This window comes from Pseudomonas sp. LAIL14HWK12:I10, from assembly GCF_900184205.1.
Lineage (GTDB): Bacteria > Pseudomonadota > Gammaproteobacteria > Pseudomonadales > Pseudomonadaceae > Aquipseudomonas > Aquipseudomonas kermanshahensis.
Genome location: NZ_FXWU01000004.1, coordinates 56,307 through 79,512, shown reverse-complemented (window position 1 = coordinate 79,512; position 23,206 = coordinate 56,307). Strand labels below are relative to the sequence as shown.

Sequence of the window (23,206 nt, the reverse complement as noted above, 5' to 3'; positions counted from 1 at the left end):
GGTACCTGTAGGAGCGGGCTTGCCCGCGAAGAGGCCAGTAGCTATTTACTCAGCAATCTGAAGCTTGCGCGCCTGGGTATACACATACCGAACCTTCTCATACTCGAACGGCGAGTTGAGCTGGCCATAGCGGAATTTGGTGGTATAGCGCTTGTCCACCACCTGCAGGGCAAAGATTTCCGGGTGATCGGTACTGGTTTCCGGCACATTGAGGAAGTTGACTGCCTGCTCGCCCGCATAGTCCACCGCCAGCCCGGTGGTATCGCGCAGGTTCGAGGGGCCCAGCACCGGCAGCATCAGGTACGGCCCGTCCGGCACACCATAAAAACCCAGGGTCTGGCCGAAGTCTTCACTCTGGCGCGGCAGGCCCATCTTGGTCGCCGGGTCCCACAGCCCACCGACCCCGATCAGCGTGTTGAACATCAACCGTGCGGTGATTTCCGCCGAGCGCTTGGCTTTCAGTTGCAACACACTGTTGAACAGGTTCGGCACATCGCCCAGGTTGTTGAAGAAGTTGCTCACCCCGGTGCGCACGAAACGCGGTGTTACATACTGATAGCCGCTCACCACGGGCAGCAGCACCCATTGGTCGAGGCGGTAGTTGAAGTGGTAGATGCGCCGGTTGATTGATTCCAGTGGGTCGTAGACGTTCAGCGCCTCCAGGGTGGAGCGTTCGAACTCGCGCTGGTCCAGGCCTGGGTTGAATTTCAATGCCCGCAACGGGTCGATGAAACCATCGGCCTCCGGTGGCAGCGGCGCGGCGGTAACCTGCGGGTCGGCCTCGACCACGCTGGCGCGCGGTGCGACCTCCGCGGCCAGGGCGTTGCCAGCGACGAGCAGGGCAGTGGCGAAGAGGAGTTTGTTAACCACGGAAGAACTCCAGCATGGCGTCGCTGTTGACGCGGTAGTTGAGGTTGCCGCAATGGCCGCCATGGGGGTAAAGGGTCAGGCGGTCGCCGAACACCTTGCGCAAGAAGCCGATATCGCCTGGGCCGAGGATGACGTCGTCGGCGTTGTGCATCACGGCAATTTTCGGGCTGTCGCGCAGGTAGTCTTCCAGCGCATACAGGCTGACCTGGTTAACCAACTGCAGGATGCTGTTGCCATCGGTGCGGGCGCGCCACATCGGGATCACCTGCTCGGTCATGTAGCAGTCGAAGTCGCACTGCAGGGCACGCTTGAAGAACGGCGTGAGGCTGCTGCCCTCGGTGATCGGGAACTTCGGCGGAATGATCAGGCCGCGGCGGTTGATCAGGTCGGAGGTAAAGGCGATATCGGCTGCCGAGAAGCGGAACGAGGTGCCGATCAGCATGGCCATCTGCTCGTTGGACAAGTGCTGGCGCGACTGCTGGAAGTCGTACAGCAGGGCTTCGTTGAGGTCGATATAGCCCTTGTCCTGGAAGTAACGGGTCAGCTTGGTGAGCATCAGCTCGTAGAACGTGGTGCTGCGGTCGATGCCTTTGACCTGGGTTTGCACCAGTTTGTCGAGGTTGTTGATCGAGGTGTACAGGTTGACCGGCGGGTTGAGCAGCAGCACACGCTTGAAGTTGAAGCTGCGCCGGGTCTCGTCCAGGTGGCTGACGAACGCCGCGTCCAGCGCGCCGAGGCTGTAGCCGGTGAGGTAGAACTCGCTGATCGGCAAGCGCGGGTGCTGGGCGCGCACGGCCTGCATCACCCGGTACATGTCTTCAGCGTCATCCTGGCTGATACCCGGGGTGGCGAAGCGCGACGCCGCACTCATGAAGTCGTAGCTGGTGGGCGAGGACAGTTGCACCACGTGGTAGCCGGCTTGGTAGTACAGCTTTTTCAGGTATTCGTTGATGCTGCTGGAATAAGGGGCACCGGTGCCAGCGATCAGGAAGATCAGCGGCGCCTTGTGGTCCTGACGGGCCAGGCGGTACTTGAGCTTTTTTACCGACCAGAAGTTGTCGGGCAGGGTGAACTCACGCTCGGGTCGCAGGTTGAGGCTGTAGTCGTCCTGGTCGATGTCCTCATCGCTGGGCAAGGTTGGGCGTTGCTCCGGCGGCGTGGTGGCGATGGTCGCCTCGAACGGGTTGGTCAAGGGGTAGCCATAGCTCGCGGCGTCGATATCCCGCGCCGAAGCGGCCACAGCCATGAGCAGGCCGCCGAGCAGGGCAGCGAGGCGCAAAGATCGATGCATGTAACCCCCAAAAAGAAATACAAGGTGTTGCGGTGTGCAGGCTAGGACCACGGCAGTATGGGCAAAGTTGCCAAGTGCGGTGGTCTTTGGTGTGCTTGTTATCTGCAACATAGCTGCAGGAAGGTGATTTTGCCTTACAACCGGCCTTGGGCGATCATGCACGATTTCGATTTCCGCTATTGGAGAACTGGATGTCTCGTTCGCTGCCGGTCATTGCCTTGCTGTTATTTCTGCCTGCGTGGCTGGCCGCCAGCTATGGCGTGCGTTATGGGTTGATGGAAGATGCGCAGTGGGTGGGGCTGTGTGCGGCGCCCGAGGCGTTCTGGCAGTGCCAGGTGCGCTCGCTGCTGGGGCTGGGTATTCATTTTCAGGTCATCGCCTGGAGTGGGCTTGGCCTGGCGCTGGTGGCGCAGGTGGTTGCGGGTCGGGTTGGGTGGTGGCTGGCGAGTCTGGCGTTGGTGTTCGCGATACCGGCTTTGGTGCTGTATACGGCCAGTATTGCGGTGTTTGCCGTGGTGCTGGCGGGGTTGCGGCTGGTGCGGCAACCGCGTCGCGGGTGATAGGGGCTGCTTTGCAGCCCATCGCCGGCAAGCCAGCTCCTACCGGTACAGCGCAGACCTGTAGGAGCTGGCTTGCCGGCGATGGGCCGCGCAGCGGACCCGGCAATATCAACCCGCACGCAGCCTCAAGCTCCGCCACAACGCCGCGGCCATCAACACGCTCACCACCGCCCACCCCCAGGCCTGCTGATTCTCCAGCCCTTCCAGAAACAACTGCGGCGCCACCCCCGCCCCCACGATAAACGCCAGCAATGCTACCTCGGCCCGCCGCGCCAGCACCGGCCGCACCAGGTAAACCACTGCCGGCAACGCCAGTGCAGCTGTAGGGAAACTGCGGTAACGCGGGTCGAACACCAGCGCCAGCATGCTCACCGCCGCCGCAAAGCCCGCTGCAAGCAACAGCCAGCCAGCACGGGCCTCAAGCCAGGCAAAAACACGCTCACGCCAGCCATCGCGGCGGGCCAAGGCCAGGGCGGCGTGGGCCAGCACCAGCAGGTTGAGCGCCGCCAGCAGCCCGGCCCACAGCCACTCCCCAGCAAAGCGTGCATGGCTGCGCATCAGCTCGCCCCACAGCCCCAGGCAACCCGCGCCAAACGCGGCCAGCAACGGCAACAGCAGGGCCGCCATGGGGGTAGCGGGCTGCCCGGCCACCCACAGCATGACCAGCATCAACACCGCGCTGGCCAGCAGCCACTGTGGCCAGTAGTGCAGGTTGCTGACGGGCCCTTCGAGCACGCCTTTGTCCTGCCGGTCGGCGTCGTAAAGCCCCCAGTAACCGCCCACGGCGCCTTCGCTGGCGCGCTTCCACGGCTGGTCGAAGGCCTCGATCAGGTTGTACCGCCAGCCATTGCTTTCGGCCATCGCCACAAAGCCACGGATAAACCGCGCCTCGTTGGCCCTGCTGGGCACGGCGGTTTCCCGTTGGCGGCCTTCGCTGGGCCAGCCGGTCTCGCCGATCAGAATGTCCTTGGGCGCAAAGCGCGTCCCGAACTCACGGCGCACATCGGCGACATGGGCCAAGGCATCGTCAATGCCGCGCGGGTCATCCTCCCAGTAAGGCAGCAGGTGGATGGTCAAAAAGTCCACCTCCGGGGCCACCTGAGGGTGCTGTAGCCAGAATTCCCAGACGTCGGCATAGGTGACCGGCACCTTGACCTGGCGCTTGACCTTGGCGATCAGTTCGGCAAGGCGCGTGCCGGTGACTTCCTTGCGCAGCAGCGCCTCGTTGCCGACGATCACCGCGCTGACGACATCGGGGTTGGCGTTGGCGGCGGCGATCAGCAGGTCCACTTCCTTTTCGGTGTCCACCGGGTTGGCGTTGACCCAGGCACCGAGCATCACCTTCAGGCCATGTTTGCGTGCCAGCTGCGGAATCGCCTCAAGGCCGGTCATCGAATAGGTGCGGATGCACTGAAAACGCTCCGCCAGCAAGGCCAGGTCGGCATCCATGCGCGCCGGGCGCAGGCGAAACGGCTGGTCGAACGGCGACTGGTCCTTGTCGAAGGGGGTGTAAGAAGCGCACTGCAGTTTGTGCGTGGGGCTGGCCGCATCGGGCAGGTGCACTGGCTTGCCGAGCCCGTACCAGAGCGTTGCCAGCCCGATCAGGGCAAGCAGGCAGGCTAGCAGGTACAACGGCAGGTGCAGGCGGGTGGGGCTGGGCATCGGGCGGTCCATCGTCAGGCGCAAAAGGGTAGATAGTAGCCCGGCGCCAAACCTTTGGCATGCAAGGATCGCGCAGACTGGCGTGAGCCGATGACGCTAATGGCACTGTGCTGTCGTCTATGGTTGGTTACATGTCGTACAGGGAGCAGGTCACAAGTTGTTGCAGGAAGATGATGCAATCTCCGAGACCTGACGAGGGGATGCTTTGATGGCAACTTTGAACAAGATGCGACGTTTACTGGGTGTGGGCACCGCCCTGGTAATGGCCATGAGCGCTGCACAGGCAATGGCCAAAGAAGTAAGCATTGGTTACGTGGATGGTTGGGCCGACAGCGTGGCGACCACCAACGTGGCCGCCGAAGTGATCAAGCAGAAGCTCGGCTACGACGTGAAGTTGCAGGCCGTGGCCACGGGCATCATGTGGCAGGGCGTGGCGACCGGCAAGCTCGATGCGATGTTGTCGGCCTGGTTACCCGTGACTCACGGTGAGTACTGGACCAAGAATAAAGACAACGTGGTCGACTACGGTGCCAACTTCAAGGATGCCAAGATCGGCCTGATCGTCCCTGAATACGTGAAGGCGGTAAGCATCGCCGACCTCAAGACCGACAGCAGCTTCAAGCAGAAGATCGTCGGTATCGACGCCGGCTCCGGCGTAATGCTCAAGACCGACCAGGCCATCAAAGACTACGACCTGACAGGTTACAAACTGCAGGCCAGTTCCGGCGCTGCGATGACCGCCGAACTGGGCCGTGCCTATGCCAAGCAGCAGTCGATTGCCGTGACCGGTTGGGTGCCGCACTGGATGTTCGCCAAGTGGAAGCTCAAGTTCCTCGAAGACCCGAAAGGCGTGTATGGCGCTGCCGAAACCGTCAACAGCATCGGCAGCAAGGAACTGGCGACCAAGGCGCCGGAAGTGGCGGAGTTCCTCAAGAAGTTCAGCTGGCAGTCCAAGGACGAGATCGGCGAAGTGATGCTGGCGATCCAGGAAGGCGCCAAGCCTGAAGCGGCGGCCAAGGACTGGGTGGCCAAACACCCGGACCGGGTCAAAGAGTGGACCGGTAAGTAACCGGCAACACGCTCACCTGTAGGAGCAGCCTTGTGCTGCGAAGAGGCCGGTACAGCCCCAGAAAAACGGGGCAATCTGTACCGGCCTCTTCGCAGCACAAGGCTGCTCCTACAGGTGTTTTGTTACTTAATCGGTAAAACACTGTTGCATCTAAGACTAAGGTCGTCTGGTTGGCGTCCAACGGCAGCATAAAGTGAGGGTGTGGGTTTCATCCCCTATCTGTGCTGCTAGGACAAAAACAATGAACGACAGCATTTACCTCTCGATACAAAACAGCCCGCGCTTCAAGGAGCTGGTTACAAAACGCGAACGGTTCGCCTGGATTCTCTCGGCGATCATGCTCGGTCTCTACTGCGCCTTCATCCTCCTGATCGCCTACGGTCCTCATGTACTGGGCGCCAAGCTCAGCCCAGAGTCGTCGATTACCTGGGGCATCCCCCTGGGCGTCGGCCTGATCGTTTCGGCATTTGTCCTGACCGCCATCTACGTGCGCCGTGCCAACGGTGAGTTCGATGAGCTGAACAAGGCCATCCTGAAGGAGGCGCAACAATGATTCGCCACGCCAAAGCCCTGGCCGTTCTGGCCTGCGGCGTTTTCGCACCCGCCGTGTGGGCCGCCGATGCCCTGACCGGCGAGGTGCAGAAACAGCCGCTGAACGTGTCGGCGATCGCCATGTTCGTGGCCTTCGTCGCTTTCACCCTCGGGATCACCTACTGGGCCTCCAAACGCAACAAATCGGCGGCGGACTACTACGCAGCCGGTGGCAAGATCACGGGCTTCCAGAACGGCCTGGCAATTGCCGGTGACTACATGTCGGCGGCCTCGTTCCTGGGGATTTCCGCCCTGGTGTTCACCTCGGGTTACGACGGCCTGATCTACTCCATCGGCTTTTTGGTCGGCTGGCCGATCATCCTCTTCCTGATCGCCGAGCGCCTGCGCAACCTGGGCAAGTACACCTTCGCCGACGTGGCCTCGTACCGCCTCGGGCAGAAAGAAATCCGTACCCTGTCGGCCTCCGGTTCGCTGGTGGTGGTGGCGTTCTACCTGATCGCGCAGATGGTCGGCGCCGGTAAGTTGATCGAGCTGCTGTTTGGCCTCGACTACCACGTGGCGGTGATCCTGGTCGGTATCCTGATGTGCCTGTACGTACTGTTCGGCGGCATGTTGGCCACCACCTGGGTACAGATCATCAAGGCCGTGCTGCTGCTGTCCGGTGCCAGCTTCATGGCACTGATGGTGATGAAACACGTCAACTTCGACTTCAACACCCTGTTCTCCGAAGCCATCAAGGTGCACGCCAAAGGCGAGGCGATCATGAGCCCTGGCGGCCTGGTCAAGGACCCGATCTCGGCGTTCTCCCTGGGCCTGGCGCTGATGTTCGGTACCGCTGGCCTGCCGCACATCCTGATGCGCTTCTTCACCGTCAGTGACGCCAAGGAAGCGCGCAAGAGCGTGCTCTACGCCACCGGCTTCATCGGCTACTTCTACATCCTCACCTTCATCATCGGCTTTGGCGCGATCCTGCTGGTCAGCACCAACCCGGACTTCAAGGACGCCGCAGGCGCCTTGCTGGGCGGTAACAACATGGCCGCGGTGCACCTGGCCAATGCCGTGGGTGGCAGCGTGTTCCTGGGCTTCATCTCGGCGGTGGCCTTCGCCACCATCCTGGCGGTGGTTGCTGGCCTGACCCTGGCCGGTGCCTCGGCGGTGTCCCACGACCTGTACGCCAGCGTATGGCGCAAGGGCAAGGCCAACGACAAGGACGAGATCCGCGTGTCGAAGATCACCACCATCGCCCTCGGCGTGCTGGCGATCGGCCTGGGCATCCTGTTCGAGAAGCAGAACATCGCCTTCATGGTGGGCCTGGCGTTCTCGATTGCTGCCAGCTGCAACTTCCCGGTACTGCTGCTTTCGATGTACTGGAAGAAACTGACCACCCGCGGCGCCATGATCGGCGGCTGGCTGGGCCTGGTGAGTGCAGTGGGCCTGATGATCCTTGGCCCAACCATCTGGGTACAGATCCTCGGCCACGAGAAGGCGATCTACCCGTACGAGTACCCGGCGCTGTTCTCGATGCTGATTGCCTTCGTCGGTATCTGGTTCTTCTCGGTCACCGACAAGTCCAAGGCGGCTGAGAACGAACGTGCACTGTTCTTCCCGCAGTTCGTACGTTCGCAAACCGGCCTGGGCGCTTCCGGTGCGGTTTCGCACTGACCGCTGAGGCCTAAAAAAACCGCGATACGGGTGACGCCCGTATCGCGGTTTTTTCATGCTTGGCCGGCTAGATCATGCCTAGCAGCAACAGCACCAGCAGAATCACCAACACCACGCCGATAATGCCGGAAGGGCCATAGCCCCAGCTGCGCGAGTGTGGGAAGACGGGTAAGCCACCAATCAGCAGCAGGATCAGGATGATGATGAGGATCGTGGTCATGGCGGAGTCCTTGCGTGGTTAGGGGTCAAGGGCCTCGGACTGCTGGCCTCTTGTTAAATCGGACCGGTGCGCTTGGCTAAAGATTCCATTTGTTTGGTACTGACCGCTTGGTCATGCCCTTTCATTCACTACCCTGATGAACCCTCCCTCACGGCAATGCCTTGATTAGACTCGCCTGACACCCCATCAGCACAAGGCCTGCCACCATGCAAAACCGCATCATGATCACCGGCGCCGGGTCCGGCCTCGGCCGCGAGATCGCCCTGCGCTGGGCACGCGAGGGCTGGCGCCTGGCGTTGGCCGATGTCAACGAGGCCGGCCTGCGCGAAACGCTGGAACTGGCCCGGCAAGCCGGTGGCGACGGGTTTATCCAGCGCTGTGATGTGCGCGACTACAGCCAGCTCACGGCGCTGGCCCAGGCCTGCGAAGAGCGCTTTGGCGGCATCGATGTGATCGTCAACAACGCCGGCGTCGCCTCGGGCGGCTTCTTCGCCGAGTTGTCGCTTGAGGACTGGGACTGGCAAATCGCGGTCAACCTCATGGGCGTGGTCAAGGGCTGCAAGGCCTTCCTCCCGCTGCTGGAGCGCAGCCAAGGGCGGATCATCAACATCGCCTCGATGGCCGCGCTGATGCAGGGCCCGGGCATGAGCAACTACAACGTCGCCAAGGCCGGTGTGCTGGCCCTGTCGGAAAGCCTGCTGGTGGAATTGCGCCAAGTGCAGGTGGCGGTGCACGTGGTGTGCCCGTCGTTCTTCCAGACCAACCTGCTGGATTCGTTCCGTGGCCCGAACCCGGCCATGAAGGCCCAGGTGGGCAAGCTGCTGGAGGGCTCGCCGATCAGCGCGGTCGATATCGCCGAGTACATCCACCGGCAAGTGGCTGCCGGCGAGTTTCTGATCTTGCCCCACGAGGCCGGGCGCCAGGCGTGGCAGCTCAAGCGCGAGGCACCTGAGCGGCTATATGACGAGATGGCCGACATGGCGGTGAAAATGCGTGCCAAGGCGCCTGCGCGATGATCTGTCTGTAGGGCAAATTACCCATGGATGTAGGTTGCTTCTGAATTGCCCTGGAACTATTGAGTAGCCTTAAGTACCCGAGGCACGCTCCGGTTTTCCCTTACGCTGGAGGATCGGATCATGCTGGTAATAGGGCGCGAAGTAGGCGAAGTCATCACCATTGGCGATGACATCCGCATCATGGTGGTCGAGACGCGGGACGGGATGGTGCGTTTTGGGGTGAGTGCGCCCCGCGAGGTGCCGGTGCACCGCGCCGAGGTGTACAAGCGCATCAAGGAGGGGGAGGTGCGCAAAGGGCGTGGCGCGTGAGGGCGTCAGTCGAGCAGCTCGCGTGGCACATCATGTTTGGCCAGGAGCTGGCATTGCTGGCTTTCCGGGTCGAACAGGATGAACGCCTGGCCCTTGGCCAATGCCTGGCGCACCCGCAATACGCGGGTTTCGAGGGGGGTGTCGTCGCCGTTGTCGGTGCCGTCGCGGGTGACGAAGTCCTCGATCAGCAGGGTCAGGGTGTCGGCTTGCAGTTGGTCGTAGGGGATTAGCATGGCGGGCGATTCTGGGGGTTGAGTGTGGGCATGCTACGCGAAACGTTCGCGCATTTGGGGCCGCTGTGCGGCCCCAAACTATCAGCCCTTATTCCCAACCAAGCTATCCACCGCCGGCACCCGCGTATCGCTCTCCATCTGCGCATCGTGCTCCAGCTGATGGCTGAAGCGCTCGAGCGAGGCATTGGCCGGCTGCGAATCACTGGCAAACACCGGTGGGCTCAACAAATACGCTGACAGCAACCGGCTCAGCGCCGCCAGGCTGTCGATATGCGTGCGCTCGTAACCGTGCGTGGCATCGCAGCCAAACGCCACCAGCGCGGTCCGGATGTCATGCCCCGCCGTCACCGCCGAGTGGGCATCGCTGAAGTAGTAACGGAACAGGTCGCGCCTGACCGGCAAATCGTGGTCGCCGGCCAGCTTCAGCAGGTGACGCGACAGGTGGTAATCGTAAGGCCCCGAAGAGTCCTGCATGGCCACACTCACCGCATGCTCGCTGGAGGCCTGGCCTGGCGCTACCGGGGCAATGTCGATGCCGACGAATTCGCTGACGTCCCAGGGCAGGGCACCTGCCGCGCCGGAGCCGGTTTCTTCGGTGATGGTGAACAGCGGGTGGCAGTCGATCAGCGGCTGTCGGCCACTTTCCACCACTGCCTTGAGCGCCGCCAGCAATGCGGCTACGCCCGCTTTGTCGTCCAGGTGGCGGCCGCTGATGTGGCCGCTTTCAGTGAACTCTGGCAACGGGTCGAAGGCGACGAAATCGCCGATCGAGACCCCCAGGGCTTCGCAATCGGCGCGGGTCGCGCAGTAGGCATCCAGGCGCACTTCGACGTGGTCCCAACTGATAGGCATCTGGTCGATGGCGGTGTTGAACGCATGCCCGCTGGCCATCAGCGGCAACACGCTGCCGCGGAACACGCCGGTGTCGGTGAACACACTGACCCGGCTGCCCTCGGCAAAGCGGCTCGACCAGCAGCCCACCGGCGCCAGCGCCAGGCGGCCGTTGTCCTGCAACTGACGCACGCTGGCGCCGATGGTGTCCAGGTGCGCGGAAACAGCGCGGTCGGGTGAGCTTTGCCGGCCTTTGAGGGTGGCGCGGATGGTGCCACGGCGGGTGAGCTCGAAGGGGATGCCCAACTCATCGAGGCGTTCGGCCACGTAGCGCACGATGGTGTCGGTGAAGCCGGTGGGGCTGGGGATGGCGAGCATCTCCAGCAGGACGCGTTTGAGGTAGTCGAGATCGGGTTCGGGGTATTTTTCGGACATGGGTACTCCTCACTGGCCTCTTCGCGGGCAAGCCCGCTCCTACAGGTTTAACGCTGCTTTCAGGTTAAGCGGCCAACCTGTGGGAGCGGGCTTGCTCCGCGAAAGGGCCATCATTGATTTACGCCAATCCCCGGCTATGCGGGAACAACAAGTCGATGAACCGCTCAGCCGTCGGCTGCGGTTCATGATTGGCCAGGCCGGCGCGTTCGTTGGCCTCGATGATCACGTACTCCGCCTGTTCGGCATCACGCACCATGAAGTCCAACCCCACCACCGGAATTTCCAGCGCCCGTGCCGCGCGCACCGCCGCATCGGCCAGCACGGGGTGCAGGCGCTCGGTCACGTCCTCAAGGGTGCCACCGGTGTGCAGGTTGGCAGTACGCCGCACCGCCAGGCGTTGGCCGGCAGGTAGCACGTCGTCATACCCCAGCCCCGCCGCGCGCAGGGTGCGCTCGGTTTCATCGTCAAGCGGGATGCGGCTTTCACCGCCGGTCGCGGCCTGGCGCCTGCGGCTCTGGGCTTCAATCAGCGCGCGGATGTCGTGCTTGCCATCACCCACTACCTGGGCCGGGTGGCGTATGGCAGCTGCCACCACTTCAAAGCCGATCACCACGATGCGCAGGTCAAGGCCGGCATGGAAGCTCTCCAGCAGCACACGGCTGTCGAACTGCTTGGCGTGGGCCACTGCGTGGGTGAGCTCTTCGAGGGTGGTGAGGTTCACCGCCACCCCTTGGCCTTGTTCGCCATCCACCGGCTTGACCACCACTGCGCCATGCTCGTCGAGAAACGCCAGGTTGTCGTCGGCGTTGCCCGCCAGTTGCTGCGCTGGTACACGCAGCCCGGCGTTGCTCAGTGCTCGCTGGGTCAGGCACTTGTCTTGGCACAGGGTCATGGTCACAGCGCTGGTCAGGTCGCTTAGCGACTCACGGCAGCGAATGCGACGCCCGCCCAGGCTCAAGGTGAACAGCCCGCCTGCGGCGTCTTCGACCTGCACTTCGATACCACGGCGCAGCGCCTCGTCGACAATGATCCGTGCATAAGGGTTAAGCCCTGCTTCAGGGCCGGGGCCGAGGAACAGGCGTTCGTTGATGCCGTTCTTGCGCTTGACGGCGAAGGTCGGCAGGTTGCGAAACCCGAGTTTCTCGTACAGGCGCTTGGCCTGGCGGTTGTCATGCAGCACCGACAGGTCCAGGTAGGCCAGGCCGCGGCTCATGAAGTGCTCGATCAGGTGGCGCACCAGCACTTCACCCACGCCAGGGCGGGTGCAGTGCGGGTCCACGGCCAGGCACCACAGGCTGCTGCCGTGCTCGGGGTCATCGAACGCCTTGGCATGGTTAAGGCCCATGACGCTACCGATCACCGCGCCGCTGTCTTCATCCTCGGCCAGCCAGTAAACCGGGCCGCCGAGGTGACGTGGCGTGAGCCGGTCAGGGTCGACCGGCAACATGCCGCGCGCTTGGTAAAGGGTATTGATCGCCTGCCAGTCCCCCAGGTTTTGCGCCCGCCGCACGCGAAAACCGCGAAACACCCGCTGCGCCGGGCGGTAGTCGGTAAACCACAGGCGCAGGGTGTCGGAGGGGTCGAGAAACAACTGCTGCGGCGCCTGCGCCAGTACCTGCTGCGGCGCGGCCACGTACAGGGCAATGTCGCGCTCGCCAGGGCGCTCGTCCAGCAGCTCCTCGGCGAGTGAGACGGGGTCTGGGTAGGTATGGCCGATCAGCAGCCGGCCCCAACCGCAGTGCACGGCACGGGGCTGGTCGTGGGGCTCGCTGCCATCGCCGGCCAGGCGCGCCTGCAAACGCTCGTAGGACGGTGCCTGGCCGCGCAGCAGGCGCTGGCCGTAGGCGATTTCGTGGGCTTTCATCGGTCAGATTCCTTGTTCGCTCAGCCACAGGTTGAGCGCCGCCAGCTGCCACAGCTTGGAGCCTCGCAGCGGCGTCAACTGGCCATGCGGGTTGCTCAGCAAGCGGTCGAGCATGGCCGGGTTGAACAGCCCTCGGTCTTGGCTGGGGTCGGTCAGCAGTTCGCGCACCCAACCCAGCGTCGCGCCTTCCAGGTGCTTCAGGCCTGGGACCGGGAAGTAGCCCTTCTTGCGGTCGATCACCTCATGCGGGATGACCCGTCGGGCGGCCTGCTTGAGCACCTGTTTGCCGCCATCGGGCAGCTTGAAGCGTGCCGGGATGCGTGCCGACAGTTCCACCAGGCGGTAATCGAGGAACGGCGTACGCGCTTCCAGGCCCCAGGCCATGGTCATGTTGTCGACCCGCTTGACCGGGTCGTCGACCAGCATCACCGTGCTGTCCAGGCGCAGGGCCTTGTCGACCGGGTCGCTGGCGCCAGGGCGGGCGAAGTGTTCGCGGACAAAGTCGCCGGCGGCATCGCTTTCCAGCAGCCAAGGGGCTTGCACGGTGTCACGGTACTCGGCGTGGCTGCGGTCGAAGAACGCGTCGCGGTAGGCGCCAAAGGCATCCTCGGCGCCCTCCACCTGTGGGTACCAGTGGTAGCCAGCGAACAGTTCGTCGGCACCTTGGCCGCTTTGCACGCCTTTGCAGTGCTTGGCCACTTCCCGCGACAGCAGGTAGAAGGCAATGCAGTCATGGCTGACCATCGGTTCGCTCATGGCGCGGAAGGCGGCCGGCAGCTGGTCGATGATTTCATGTTCGGCGATGCGCAACTGGTGGTGGCGGGTGCCGTAGTGGCGGGCGATCAGGTCGGAGTACTCGAACTCGTTGCCGCGTTCGCCGCCGGCATCTTCGAAGCCGATGGAGAAGGTCGACAGGTCGTCCACACCGGCTTCACGCAGCAGGCCGACCAGCAAGCTGGAATCGACCCCGCCAGACAACAGCACGCCAACGTCCACCGCAGCACGCTGGCGGATCGCCACGGCATCACGGGTGGCGTCGAGCACGCGGGTGGTCCAGCCTTCGAGGTCCAGTTCACGCTCGTCGGGGTGGGCGCCGTACTGCAACTGCCACCAGGTCTGGCGTTCGATTTCGCCGTGGCGGTCGACGCGCATCCAGGTGCCCGGCTCAAGCTTTTGCACATTGGCCAGCAGCGTGCGCGGCGCGGGTACCACGGCGTGGAAGTTCAGGTAGTGGTTGAGCGCTACCGGGTCGATCATCGGGTCGATGTCGCCGCCCTTGAGCAGGGCAGGCAGGGTCGAGGCAAAGCGCAGGCGCTCGCCGTTGCGCGACAGGTACAGCGGTTTGACGCCAAGGCGGTCGCGGGCCAGGAACAGGCGCTGGTTATCGCGCTCCCAGATGGCCAGGGCGAACATGCCATTGAGCTTGGGCAGCAAGGCCGCGCCCCAGGCGTGGTAGCCCTTGAGCAGCACTTCGGTGTCGCCATCGGACCAGAACGTGTAACCCAGGTCTTGCAGCTCCTGGCGCAGTTCGGGGAAGTTGTAGATGGCGCCGTTGAAGGCCAGCGACAGGCCGAGGGTGTTGTCGACCATCGGCTGAGCCGAACCGTCGGACAAGTCCATGATTTTCAGCCGGCGGTGGCCGAGGGCGATCGGGCCCTGGCTATGGAAGCCCCAAGCGTCCGGGCCACGAGGCGCCAGATGGTGGGTGATGCGCTCCACCGCGGCCAGGTCGGCCGGGCGAGGGGCTTGGTCGAGGGGGGTGAAACGTAACTCTCCTGCTAATCCGCACATAAGTCCTTACCGGTTTTTCCGTTGGGGAGGCGGTGCCCAGAATCAGGGCGCCGTAAGGAACTGACCGGTGAGGTTTGTAGGAGTTTTAGAACGATCTGTTATATGGGGGAGGGTGCTGGGTGTTTGGTTTGGCATTTGTTGCGCCGGTGAGATCGAGCGCCGCTTGCGCGACGCTTCGCAGCACAAGGCTGCTCCTACAGGTGTATGGCGCGATATCGAGCCGGACAAACAAGGGGTCGCGCGCCGCCTTCACAGGCGTGACTGGCCCGAAAAAGAGGTAGGAGCAGCCTTGTGCTGCGAAGCGTCGCGCAAGCGGCGCTCGATCTCAAAGGCGCAACCTATCCCCAGCCATGCACCCCAGCCCTATCACTTACCCCGAACCAACCTGCGCAAGGCAAACCGGTTCGGATGGCACGCCTCAGCCACCGCCCGTGGTACCGGCAGCGGCTCCCCGCACACCCAGGCCGCAATCAATTCGCCCGACAGCGGGGCCGTGATCAACCCCCGCGACCCATGCCCGCTGTTCACATACAGCCCATCGAGCCAAGGGCATTCCACCTCCGGCACCTGCCGCGCGTCCTTGCCCAGCACGGCGAAGGCTTCGGTAAACGCCTGCGGGTCGGCCATGGGCCCGACGATTGGCAGGTAATCCGGGCTGGTGCAGCGAAACGCCGCCCGGCCCTGCAACTGCTCAGGGTCGAGTGCAGCGGTGTCCAGGCGCTGGGCCAGGTCCACAGAAATATCGTCCAGCAGCGCCAGGTTGCCCTTGTGCTCGGCAACGGTCGGCGCCAGGTCGTCACTGTGGAAGTCGAAGCTGGCGCCCAGGGTGTGTTCGCCCTCGCGCGGCGGCGCCACATAGCCGTCCGCACACACCACCGTACGCAGGGCGCGGCTGCTGTCGGTGGCCGGCAGGCGGGTGATCTGCCCGCGGATGCGCTTGAGCGGCAGCTGTGCGCAGGGCGCGAAATGCCGCACGTCGGCAGCACCGGCCAACACCACCAGCGGCGCGCTGGCCAGCAAGCGTTCGCCGTCCCAGGCCTGCCACAGGTGATCGACCTTGCGCAGTTCGATCACCTCATGGTGCACCCGAAGCTGGATCCTGGGGTGTTGCAACTGCGCCTGGCACAAGGCCGGCGGGTGTACCCAGCCGCCTTCCGGATAGAACAGGCCACCTGCGGGTAATGCCACCCCGGCGATGGCTTCGGCCTGGTCACGGTCAAGTGCGTGCAGCAGGTCGTGGTCGAACGCCTCGGCCAGTTTGCCCTGGCGTTCGGCCTCCTTGCTGTCGAACGCCAACTGCAGCACCCCGCAAGCATCCCAGTCGCGGCCGCGCTGCAAGTGCGCTAGCTGGCGCCGGGTGTAGCCGAAGCCGGCCAGGATCATCTGTGAAAGGGCCGTACCATGGGCAGACAGCTTGAGGTACAGCACCCCTTGTGGGTTGCCGGAGGCTTCCTGAGCAGGCGCCGCATGGCGCTCCAGTACCGTGACCTGCCAGCCACGCCTGGCCAGGCTCGCGGCACTGGCACTGCCCGCCAGCCCGGCACCGATCACCAGCGCCTCGCGTGGCCCCGCAGCACGGCGCGGGCGGCCATACCAGGGCAGCTGTTTACGCAGGGCGGTCGGCCCGGTGTAGGCACCGCTCATCACCTCCCACTTTTTGCCAATGCCCGGCACCTTCTTCATGGCGAAGCCGGCCTCGACCAGGCTGCGCCGCACCCAGCCGGTGGTGGTGAACGTGCCCAGTACGGTGCCTGGGTGTGACAGCTGCGCCAGTTGCGCGAACAGCTCTGGGGTCCACATGTCGGGGTTCTTGGCCGGGGCGAAGCCGTCGAGGAACCACACGTCGATGCGTGCATCAAGCTGCGGCAACTGCTCGAGCACATCGCCGATCAGCAGGGTCAGGGTCACCCGGCCGTTGGCGAAGGTGAACTGCTGAAACCCTGGGTGCACAGCCACGTACTGCTCAAGCAGTGGCTCGGTATAGGCCGCCAGCTCTGGCCACAGGCGCACTGCCCGGGCCATGTCGTCGTGGCCGAGCGGGTATTTTTCGACACTGACGAAATGCAGGCGGGCGTCGGCGTGGGCGTGCTGGTCGAATAACTGCCAGGCGCAGAAAAAATTCATGCCGGTGCCGAAACCGGTTTCGCCGATCACCAGGCAGGTGTGCGGGGCCAGGCCGGCGAAGCGCTCGGCCAGGCGCGTCTGGCCGAGGAAGACGTGTTTGGTTTCTTCGATGCCTTCGTTGACGGCGAAGTACACGTCGTCGTACTGCCGCGAATGGGGGCGGCCCTGGTCGTCCCAGTCGATCTGGGCATGTTGGAGGAGGGTGGACATGGTGGGCTCGGTTGCAGCGGATGGCGGGATTTTATGCCATCTGCGGTTTTTACGCTGGTTGCACGAACACAGCCCCAGCACAAATCCGCTAGTCTTGGTTATCCAATGAAGGAGCCACTGCATGTTCGAATCCGCTGAAATCGGTCACAGCATCGACAAGGAGACCTACGACGCCGAAGTGCCCGCCCTGCGCGAGGCGCTGCTCGAAGCCCAGTACGAGCTCAAGCAGCAGGCGCGCTTCCCGGTGATCGTGCTGATCAATGGCATCGAAGGCGCCGGCAAGGGCGAGACGGTCAAGCTGCTCAATGAGTGGATGGACCCGCGCATGATCGATGTGCTCACTTTCGACCAGCAGACCGACGAAGAACTCGCCCGGCCACCGGCTTGGCGCTATTGGCGGGCCTTGCCGCCGAAAGGGCGGATGGGCGTGTTTTTTGGCAACTGGTACAGCCAGATGCTGCAGGGCCGTGTGCATGGGGTGTTCAAGGACGCCGTGCTCGACCAGGCCATCACCGGTGCCGAACGCCTGGAGCAGATGCTGTGCGACGAAGGCGCGCTGATCATCAAGTTCTGGTTCCACCTGTCCAAGAAACAGATGAAAGCCCGCCTAAAGGCGCTCAAGGACGACCCGCTGCACAGTTGGCGCATCAGCCCGCTGGACTGGCAGCAATCCGAGACCTACGACCGTTTCGTGCGCTTTGGCGAGCGGGTGCTGCGCCGCACAAGCCGTGACTACGCGCCCTGGCACGTGGTCGAGGGGGTCGACCCTTACTACCGCAGCCTGGCGGTGGGGCGCATTCTGCTGGACGGCCTGCAAGCCGCCCTCGCCAACAACCCCAAGGGCAAGCATCAGGGCAACGTCGCGCCGTTGGGGCGCAGCATTGACCAGCGCAGCTTGATCGGTGCCCTGGACATGACCCTGCGCCTGGACAAGCAGGATTACCAGGAACAACTGGTCACCGAGCAGGCACGCCTGGCCGGCCTGCTGCGCCACAAGCACATGCGCCGGCATGCCCTGGTGGCGGTGTTCGAAGGCAACGACGCGGCAGGCAAGGGCGGCGCGATCCGCCGCGTGGCGGCGGCACTGGACCCACGCCAGTACCGCATCGTGCCGATTGCCGCGCCCAGCGAAGACGAACGCGCGCAACCGTACCTGTGGCGTTTCTGGCGGCATATTCCGGCGCGGGGCAAGTTCACTATCTTCGACCGCTCCTGGTATGGGCGGGTGCTGGTGGAGCGGGTCGAGGGGTTCTGCAGCCCGGCCGACTGGATGCGTGCCTACAGCGAGATCAACGATTTTGAAGAGCAGTTGGTGAATGCCGGTGTGGTGGTGGTCAAGTTCTGGTTGGCGATCGACCAGCAGACCCAGCTGGAACGTTTCGAAGAGCGTGAGCAGATCCCCTTCAAACGCTACAAAATCACCGAGGACGACTGGCGCAACCGCGAAAAGTGGGACCTGTATACCGAGGCCGTGGGCGACATGGTCGACCGCACCAGCAGCGAGATCGCGCCATGGACACTGGTCGAGGCCAATGACAAGCGCTGGGCCCGGGTGAAGGTATTGCGCACCATCAACGAGGCGCTGGAAGCAGCGTTTGCCAAGGACAAGAAATAGCCACCTGTGCCCGTTGGTCATGGGGCTGCTGTGCAGCCCATCGCCGGCAAGCCGGCTCCCACAGGTGGGGCGTGGATCTCAGAGGCGGTGTATCTGTGGGAGCCGGCTTGCCGGCGATGGGGCGCGCAGCGGCCCTTTCGGACTGCCCGTCCAGCCATGCCGCGGTGGAATGACCTGATGAATTCTTTTCCCGGCACTTAGCCCCGCGCCAGCCGCCAAGCCCGTAGAATCCAAGCACCCCCACCACGGGCTTGATCGAGGGCTTTATGCACACCACTTCCGGACGCTGGGTCTATGGCCTGCTGTTGGCACTTCTGACCGCGCTGCTGTGGGGCATCCTGCCGATCAAGCTCAAGCAGGTGCTGCAGGTGATGGACCCTGTCACCGTCACCTGGTACCGCCTGTTGGTGTCTGGCGGGCTGTTGTTCGCCTGGCTAGGGGCCAAGCGCCAGTTGCCCTCGTTCGGCAAGCTCGGGCCCAAGGGCAAGGGGTTGGTGGCCGTGGCCGTGCTTGGCCTGATGGGCAACTACGTGCTCTACCTGATCGGCCTCAGGCTGCTTAGCCCTGGTACCGCGCAACTGGTGGTGCAGGTAGGCCCGGTGCTGTTGCTGGTGGCCAGCGTGTTCGTGTTCAAGGAGCGCTTCAGCCTGGGGCAGGGGCTGGGCCTGGTGGTGTTGATCGGCGGTTTCGGGCTGTTCTTCAACCAGCGTCTGGAAGAGCTGCTGACCTCACTCGGCACCTACACCACTGGCGTGCTGACCATTTTGCTGGCGACCAGCATCTGGGTGTTCTACGCCTTGAGCCAGAAGCAGCTGCTGACGGCATGGCATTCGCAGCAGGTAATGATGGTGATTTACCTGAGCTGCGCCGCGCTGCTCACGCCTTGGGTGCATCCACTGGAAGCGTTGCAACTGACGCCGCTGCAAGGCTGGCTGCTGTTGGCTTGCTGCCTGAATACCCTGGTGGCGTATGGCGCCTTTGCCGAGGCACTGGCGCACTGGGAGGCCTCAAGGGTAAGCGCGACGCTGGCGTTGACGCCGTTGGTGACCTTTGTGGCGGTGGCGCTGGCGGCCTGGGTGTGGCCCGACTATGTGCATGCCGAGGACATCAATGCCCTGGGGTATCTGGGGGCGGTGACGGTGGTGCTGGGGTCGGCGCTGGTGGCGCTGGGGCCTTCGTTGGTTGCCGGTTGGCGCGCCAGAAAGGCACGGTTGGCGCAGGTCCATCAATAGCATGCGCTAGCCACCGTCCTTGGACCAGCCTTGTGCTGGTGTAGGAGCAGCCTTGTGCTGCGAAGAGGCCAGTGAAAATAGCGAAAAATCACTGTGTTTGCACCGGCCTCTTCGCAGCACAAGGCTGCTCCTACAGGGGAGGGGGGATCGGGTCAGCCTTTACCGCCCGGCGCCAGCATGTTCTCCGGCCTGACCCACTGATCGAACTGTTCATTGGTCAGGTACTTCAACGCCAACGCCGCCTCGCGCAAGGTCGTGCCTTCGGCATACGCCTTCTTGGCAATCTCCGCCGCCTTGTCATAGCCAATATGCGGGTTCAATGCCGTCACCAGCATCAACCCTTGCTCCAGGTGCGCCGCCATCTGCTCGGCATCCGGCTCGATCCCGGCCACACAGTGCTGCTGGAAGTTGCGGCAGCCATCAGCCAGCAGTTCGACCGACTGCAGCAGGTTGTGGATGATCACCGGTTTGAACACGTTCAACTGCAAGTGGCCTTGGCTGGCGGCAAAACCGATCGCCGCGTCGTTGCCCAGCACCTGGCAGGCCAGCATGGACAGCGCCTCGCACTGGGTCGGGTTGACCTTGCCGGGCATGATCGAGCTGCCCGGCTCGTTGGCCGGGAGGCGCACTTCCGCCAGCCCCGTGCGGGGGCCGGAGCCAAGCAGGCGCAGGTCGTTGGCAATTTTCATCAAGGCCACGGCCAGGGTCTTCAGCGCCCCCGCCAGGCTGGTCAACGGTTCATGGCCGGCAAGGGCGGCGAATTTGTTGGGCGCGGTGACGAATGGCAAGCCGGAAAGGGCTGCCAGCTCGGCCGCGATGGCTTCGGCAAAGCCGTGTGGCGCGTTCAGGCCGGTGCCGACGGCGGTGCCGCCCTGGGCCAGCTCGCAGACTGGGGGCAGGGTGGCGCGAATGGCGCGCTGGGCGTAATCGAGCTGGGCGACGAAGGCCGAGACCTCTTGGCCGAAGGTGATCGGCGTGGCGTCCATCATGTGCGTACGGCCGGTCTTGACCAGTTTGAGGTGGCGCACCGACAGTTCGGCCAACCCCGAGGACAACTCGGCGATCGCCGGCAGCAGTTTTTCATGCACCGCCTGGGCCGCGGCAATGTGCATGGCGGTGGGGAAACAGTCGTTGGAACTCTGCGAGCGATTGACGTGGTCGTTGGGGTGCACGGGCGTCTTGCCGCCACGGCCCTTGCCGGCCAGTTCGTTGGCGCGCCCGGCGATGACTTCGTTGACGTTCATGTTGCTCTGGGTGCCGCTGCCGGTTTGCCAGACCACCAGCGGGAACTGATCGTCATGCTGGCCGTCGAGCACTTCGTCGGCGGCCTGCTCGATCAGCCGGGCGATATCGGCCGGCAGGTCGCCGTTGCGGTTGTTGACCCGTGCCGCGGCTTTCTTGATCAGCGCCAGGGCGTGCAGCACCGCGAGCGGCATGCGTTCCTTGCCTATGGCGAAGTTGATCAGCGACCGCTGGGTCTGCGCACCCCAATAGGCGCCCTCAGGAACTTCGACCGGGCCCAGGCTGTCTGTCTCGATACGGCTCATTCTGCGCTCACTCCTTTGTGGTTCGAAATCGCAGTTTAGGCCCTGATTCGACAGCGCGGTTCCCTCGCTCGTCGTGCCCACTTGAGCACATCGCCACCACAGCGCAGAATGCTCTACTCTGAGGTACCCGCCTCCCTCTCTTGAAGGAAATGCAATGACCCGTCTCCGTGTCCTTTGTGCCGCCGTCGCCCTGGCCTGTGCCAGCGGCCAGGTACTCGCTGCCACCGCCAGTCACAACGCTGCCGCCGAGAAATTCCTGACCCTGGCCAACGCCGACAAGCTGGGCACCCCGGTCTATATGCAGGTCCAACAAATGTTCGCCCAGCGCTTCGCCCAAACCAAGGCGCCTGCGTCCAAGCAACCGGTGCTGCAAAGCTACCAGGCCAAGGCCAACGCCGCCCTGGACAGCGCCATCGGCTGGAACAAGCTGAAGCCGAAAATGGTCGACCTGTACACCGCCACCTTCACCGAGGCCGAGCTCAAGGACCTGGTCAAGTTCTACGAGTCGCCGCTGGGCAAGAAAGTCCTGCGCGAAATGCCTAAGGTTACCCAGCAGTCGGCCCAGCTGACCCAGCAGAGCCTGGAGCCTGCGGTACCGGTGGTCAACAAGCTGCTCGAAGACATGACCAAAGAGCTTGACCCGAACGCTGGCAAGGCCGCCGCCCCTGCCAAGAAGTGAGTAACGCGTGATGAGCATGCAGCACCGCATCGAGCAACAACTGGCCGCGCTGGCGCCGCAACACCTGGAAGTGCTCAATGAAAGTCACATGCACAGTCGTGGTCAGGAGACCCACTACAAGGCAGTGATCGTCAGCGAGCAGTTTGCCGGGCTGAACAGCGTCAAGCGTCACCAGAAGGTCTACGCCACCATGGGCGAGCTGATGGGCCAGATCCACGCCCTCGCGATCCACACCTACACCGCTGAAGAGTGGGCCAAGGTCGGGGTCGCACCGGCCTCGCCGGTGTGTGCGGGCGGTGGGCACTGAATCCTTTCTAGCGTTCTGGTAGAATCCGCAACAATCCCAAAGGGGGCCGCTTTGCGGCCCATCGCAGGCAAGCCAGCTCCCACACCCTGTACCTGTGGGAGCTGGCTTGCCTGCGATGGGCTGCGAAGCAGCCCCCTGTTTTTGTTACCCCGGTCCGCCCCTTACGAGGGCAACCACCTGGAGATTCACGTTCATGTCACAACCGATCGTCGTCGCGGCGCTGTACAAATTCGTCACCCTGCAAGACTACGTCGAGCTGCGCGAGCCGCTGCTCAAGGCCATGCTCGACAATGACGTCAAAGGCACCCTGCTGCTGGCCAACGAAGGCATCAACGGCACCGTGTCGGCCACCCGCGAAGGCATCGACGGCCTGCTGGCCTGGCTGCGCAACGACCCGCGCCTGGTGGATGTCGACCACAAGGAATCCTACTGCGACGAACAGCCGTTCTACCGCACCAAGGTCAAGCTGAAGAAAGAGATCGTCACCCTTGGTGTGCCGGGCGTGGACCCCAACCAGCAGGTGGGCACCTACGTCGAGCCCAAGGACTGGAACGCCCTGATCAGTGACCCTGAAGTGCTGCTGATCGATACCCGCAACGACTACGAAGTGGCCATCGGCACGTTCAAGGGCGCCATTGACCCCAAGACCGAGACCTTCCGCGAGTTCCCCGAGTACATCAAGGCCAACTTCGACCCGAGCAAGCACAAGAAAGTGGCGATGTTCTGCACCGGCGGTATCCGTTGCGAAAAAGCCTCCAGCTACATGCTCGGTGAAGGCTTCGAGGCGGTCTATCATCTTAAAGGTGGCGTCCTGAAGTACTTCGAAGAAGTGCCTCAGGAAGAAAGCCTGTGGGACGGCGACTGCTTCGTCTTCGACAACCGCGTCACGGTGCGCCATGACCTGAGCGAAGGCGAGTACGACCAGTGCCATGCCTGCCGCCACCCGATCAACGCAGAGGAGCGTGCGTCCGAGCACTATTCGCCAGGTGTCAGCTGCCCGCACTGCTGGGACAGCCTGAGCGAAAAAACTCGCCGCAGCGCCATCGACCGGCAGAAGCAGATCGAGCTGGCCAAGGCCCGCAACCTGCCGCACCCGATCGGTTACAACTACAAAGCCGAGGCCTGAT

Annotated in this window: 21 protein-coding genes; 11 read left to right on the top strand and 10 right to left on the bottom strand. The window is 63.5% G+C overall.

Features of this window, described 5'->3' with window-relative positions; all coding sequences use genetic code 11:
* Positions 1-45: 45 nt before the first annotated feature.
* Complete coding sequence (locus QOS90_RS10490) at positions 46-870, bottom strand: MlaA family lipoprotein (RefSeq protein ID WP_027595920.1); 825 nt, start codon at positions 868-870, stop codon at positions 46-48.
* Positions 863-2,161 carry a lipid asymmetry maintenance lipase MlaY gene (gene mlaY / locus QOS90_RS10485; protein WP_027595921.1) on the bottom strand — a complete coding sequence of 433 codons (1,299 nt, stop codon included), beginning with the start codon at positions 2,159-2,161 and terminating at the stop codon, positions 863-865. The genes QOS90_RS10490 and mlaY overlap by 8 nt, the downstream gene beginning before the upstream one ends.
* A gap of 191 nt (positions 2,162-2,352) precedes the next feature.
* Between mlaY and QOS90_RS10480 the strand changes: the two genes are divergently transcribed.
* On the top strand, positions 2,353-2,721 hold the full coding sequence (locus QOS90_RS10480) for a hypothetical protein (RefSeq protein WP_085272789.1): 369 nt from the start codon (positions 2,353-2,355) through the stop codon (positions 2,719-2,721).
* Between the two features lie 108 nt (positions 2,722-2,829).
* Here QOS90_RS10480 and QOS90_RS10475 read toward each other — a convergent pair whose 3' ends face one another.
* Positions 2,830-4,395 (bottom strand): glycoside hydrolase family 17 protein, encoded by a 1,566-nt coding sequence (locus tag QOS90_RS10475; protein ID WP_085272790.1) that lies wholly within the window; start codon positions 4,393-4,395, stop codon positions 2,830-2,832.
* Positions 4,396-4,591: 196 nt separating this feature from the next.
* Between QOS90_RS10475 and QOS90_RS10470 the strand changes: the two genes are divergently transcribed.
* From QOS90_RS10470 to QOS90_RS10460, 3 genes are all read left to right on the top strand, one after another.
* The gene (locus tag QOS90_RS10470) at positions 4,592-5,452 is read left to right on the top strand and encodes a glycine betaine ABC transporter substrate-binding protein (protein ID WP_027595924.1); all 861 of its coding nucleotides are present in this window, start codon (positions 4,592-4,594) and stop codon (positions 5,450-5,452) included.
* A gap of 241 nt (positions 5,453-5,693) precedes the next feature.
* On the top strand, positions 5,694-6,005 hold the full coding sequence (locus QOS90_RS10465) for a DUF485 domain-containing protein (protein ID WP_027595925.1): 312 nt from the start codon (positions 5,694-5,696) through the stop codon (positions 6,003-6,005).
* Entirely contained in the window at positions 6,002-7,666 is a 1,665-nt protein-coding gene (locus tag QOS90_RS10460; protein ID WP_027595926.1) for a cation acetate symporter, read from the top strand. The genes QOS90_RS10465 and QOS90_RS10460 overlap by 4 nt, the downstream gene beginning before the upstream one ends.
* A 67-nt stretch (positions 7,667-7,733) precedes the next feature.
* Here the strand turns inward: QOS90_RS10460 and QOS90_RS10455 are convergent, their stop codons facing one another.
* Entirely contained in the window at positions 7,734-7,886 is a 153-nt protein-coding gene (locus QOS90_RS10455) for a DUF3309 family protein (protein ID WP_003252624.1), read from the bottom strand.
* A gap of 206 nt (positions 7,887-8,092) precedes the next feature.
* On the opposite strand from QOS90_RS10455, the gene QOS90_RS10450 reads away from it, so the two are divergent.
* Positions 8,093-8,902, top strand: a complete 810-nt coding sequence (locus QOS90_RS10450; protein WP_085272791.1) for an SDR family oxidoreductase — start codon at positions 8,093-8,095, stop codon at positions 8,900-8,902.
* A gap of 120 nt (positions 8,903-9,022) precedes the next feature.
* Positions 9,023-9,211 carry a carbon storage regulator CsrA gene (gene csrA / locus QOS90_RS10445; protein ID WP_027595928.1) on the top strand — a complete coding sequence of 63 codons (189 nt, stop codon included), beginning with the start codon at positions 9,023-9,025 and terminating at the stop codon, positions 9,209-9,211.
* Between the two features lie 5 nt (positions 9,212-9,216).
* On the opposite strand, the gene QOS90_RS10440 is transcribed toward csrA, so the two are convergent.
* From QOS90_RS10440 to mnmC, 5 genes are all read right to left on the bottom strand, one after another.
* Positions 9,217-9,444 carry a YheU family protein gene (locus QOS90_RS10440; protein WP_027595929.1) on the bottom strand — a complete coding sequence of 76 codons (228 nt, stop codon included), beginning with the start codon at positions 9,442-9,444 and terminating at the stop codon, positions 9,217-9,219.
* A gap of 81 nt (positions 9,445-9,525) precedes the next feature.
* Entirely contained in the window at positions 9,526-10,710 is a 1,185-nt protein-coding gene (locus QOS90_RS10435) for an osmoprotectant NAGGN system M42 family peptidase (RefSeq protein WP_085272792.1), read from the bottom strand.
* 118 nt (positions 10,711-10,828) lie between these two features.
* On the bottom strand, positions 10,829-12,574 hold the full coding sequence (gene ngg / locus QOS90_RS10430) for an N-acetylglutaminylglutamine synthetase (protein ID WP_085272793.1): 1,746 nt from the start codon (positions 12,572-12,574) through the stop codon (positions 10,829-10,831).
* Between the two features lie 3 nt (positions 12,575-12,577).
* A complete protein-coding gene (locus QOS90_RS10425) occupies positions 12,578-14,365 on the bottom strand; it encodes an N-acetylglutaminylglutamine amidotransferase (protein WP_085272794.1) in 1,788 nt (595 codons plus the stop codon).
* Between the two features lie 366 nt (positions 14,366-14,731).
* On the bottom strand, positions 14,732-16,699 hold the full coding sequence (gene mnmC / locus QOS90_RS10420) for a bifunctional tRNA (5-methylaminomethyl-2-thiouridine)(34)-methyltransferase MnmC2/FAD-dependent 5-carboxymethylaminomethyl-2-thiouridine(34) oxidoreductase MnmC1 (RefSeq protein WP_085272795.1): 1,968 nt from the start codon (positions 16,697-16,699) through the stop codon (positions 14,732-14,734).
* Between the two features lie 121 nt (positions 16,700-16,820).
* Between mnmC and pap the strand changes: the two genes are divergently transcribed.
* The gene (gene pap / locus QOS90_RS10415) at positions 16,821-18,314 is read left to right on the top strand and encodes a polyphosphate:AMP phosphotransferase (RefSeq protein ID WP_027595934.1); all 1,494 of its coding nucleotides are present in this window, start codon (positions 16,821-16,823) and stop codon (positions 18,312-18,314) included.
* A gap of 266 nt (positions 18,315-18,580) precedes the next feature.
* Complete coding sequence (locus tag QOS90_RS10410; RefSeq protein ID WP_085272796.1) at positions 18,581-19,546, top strand: DMT family transporter; 966 nt, start codon at positions 18,581-18,583, stop codon at positions 19,544-19,546.
* A 152-nt stretch (positions 19,547-19,698) separates the two neighbouring features.
* On the opposite strand, the gene QOS90_RS10405 is transcribed toward QOS90_RS10410, so the two are convergent.
* Complete coding sequence (locus QOS90_RS10405; protein WP_085272797.1) at positions 19,699-21,093, bottom strand: class II fumarate hydratase; 1,395 nt, start codon at positions 21,091-21,093, stop codon at positions 19,699-19,701.
* Positions 21,094-21,247: 154 nt separating this feature from the next.
* Between QOS90_RS10405 and QOS90_RS10400 the strand changes: the two genes are divergently transcribed.
* From QOS90_RS10400 to trhO, 3 genes are all read left to right on the top strand, one after another.
* Complete coding sequence (locus QOS90_RS10400; protein WP_027595937.1) at positions 21,248-21,772, top strand: DUF2059 domain-containing protein; 525 nt, start codon at positions 21,248-21,250, stop codon at positions 21,770-21,772.
* A 10-nt stretch (positions 21,773-21,782) separates the two neighbouring features.
* Positions 21,783-22,079, top strand: coding sequence for a BolA family protein (locus QOS90_RS10395; protein ID WP_085272798.1), 297 nt, complete (start codon positions 21,783-21,785; stop codon positions 22,077-22,079).
* Positions 22,080-22,272: 193 nt separating this feature from the next.
* On the top strand, positions 22,273-23,205 hold the full coding sequence (trhO, locus tag QOS90_RS10390) for an oxygen-dependent tRNA uridine(34) hydroxylase TrhO (RefSeq protein WP_027595939.1): 933 nt from the start codon (positions 22,273-22,275) through the stop codon (positions 23,203-23,205).
* Position 23,206 lies beyond the last annotated feature (1 nt).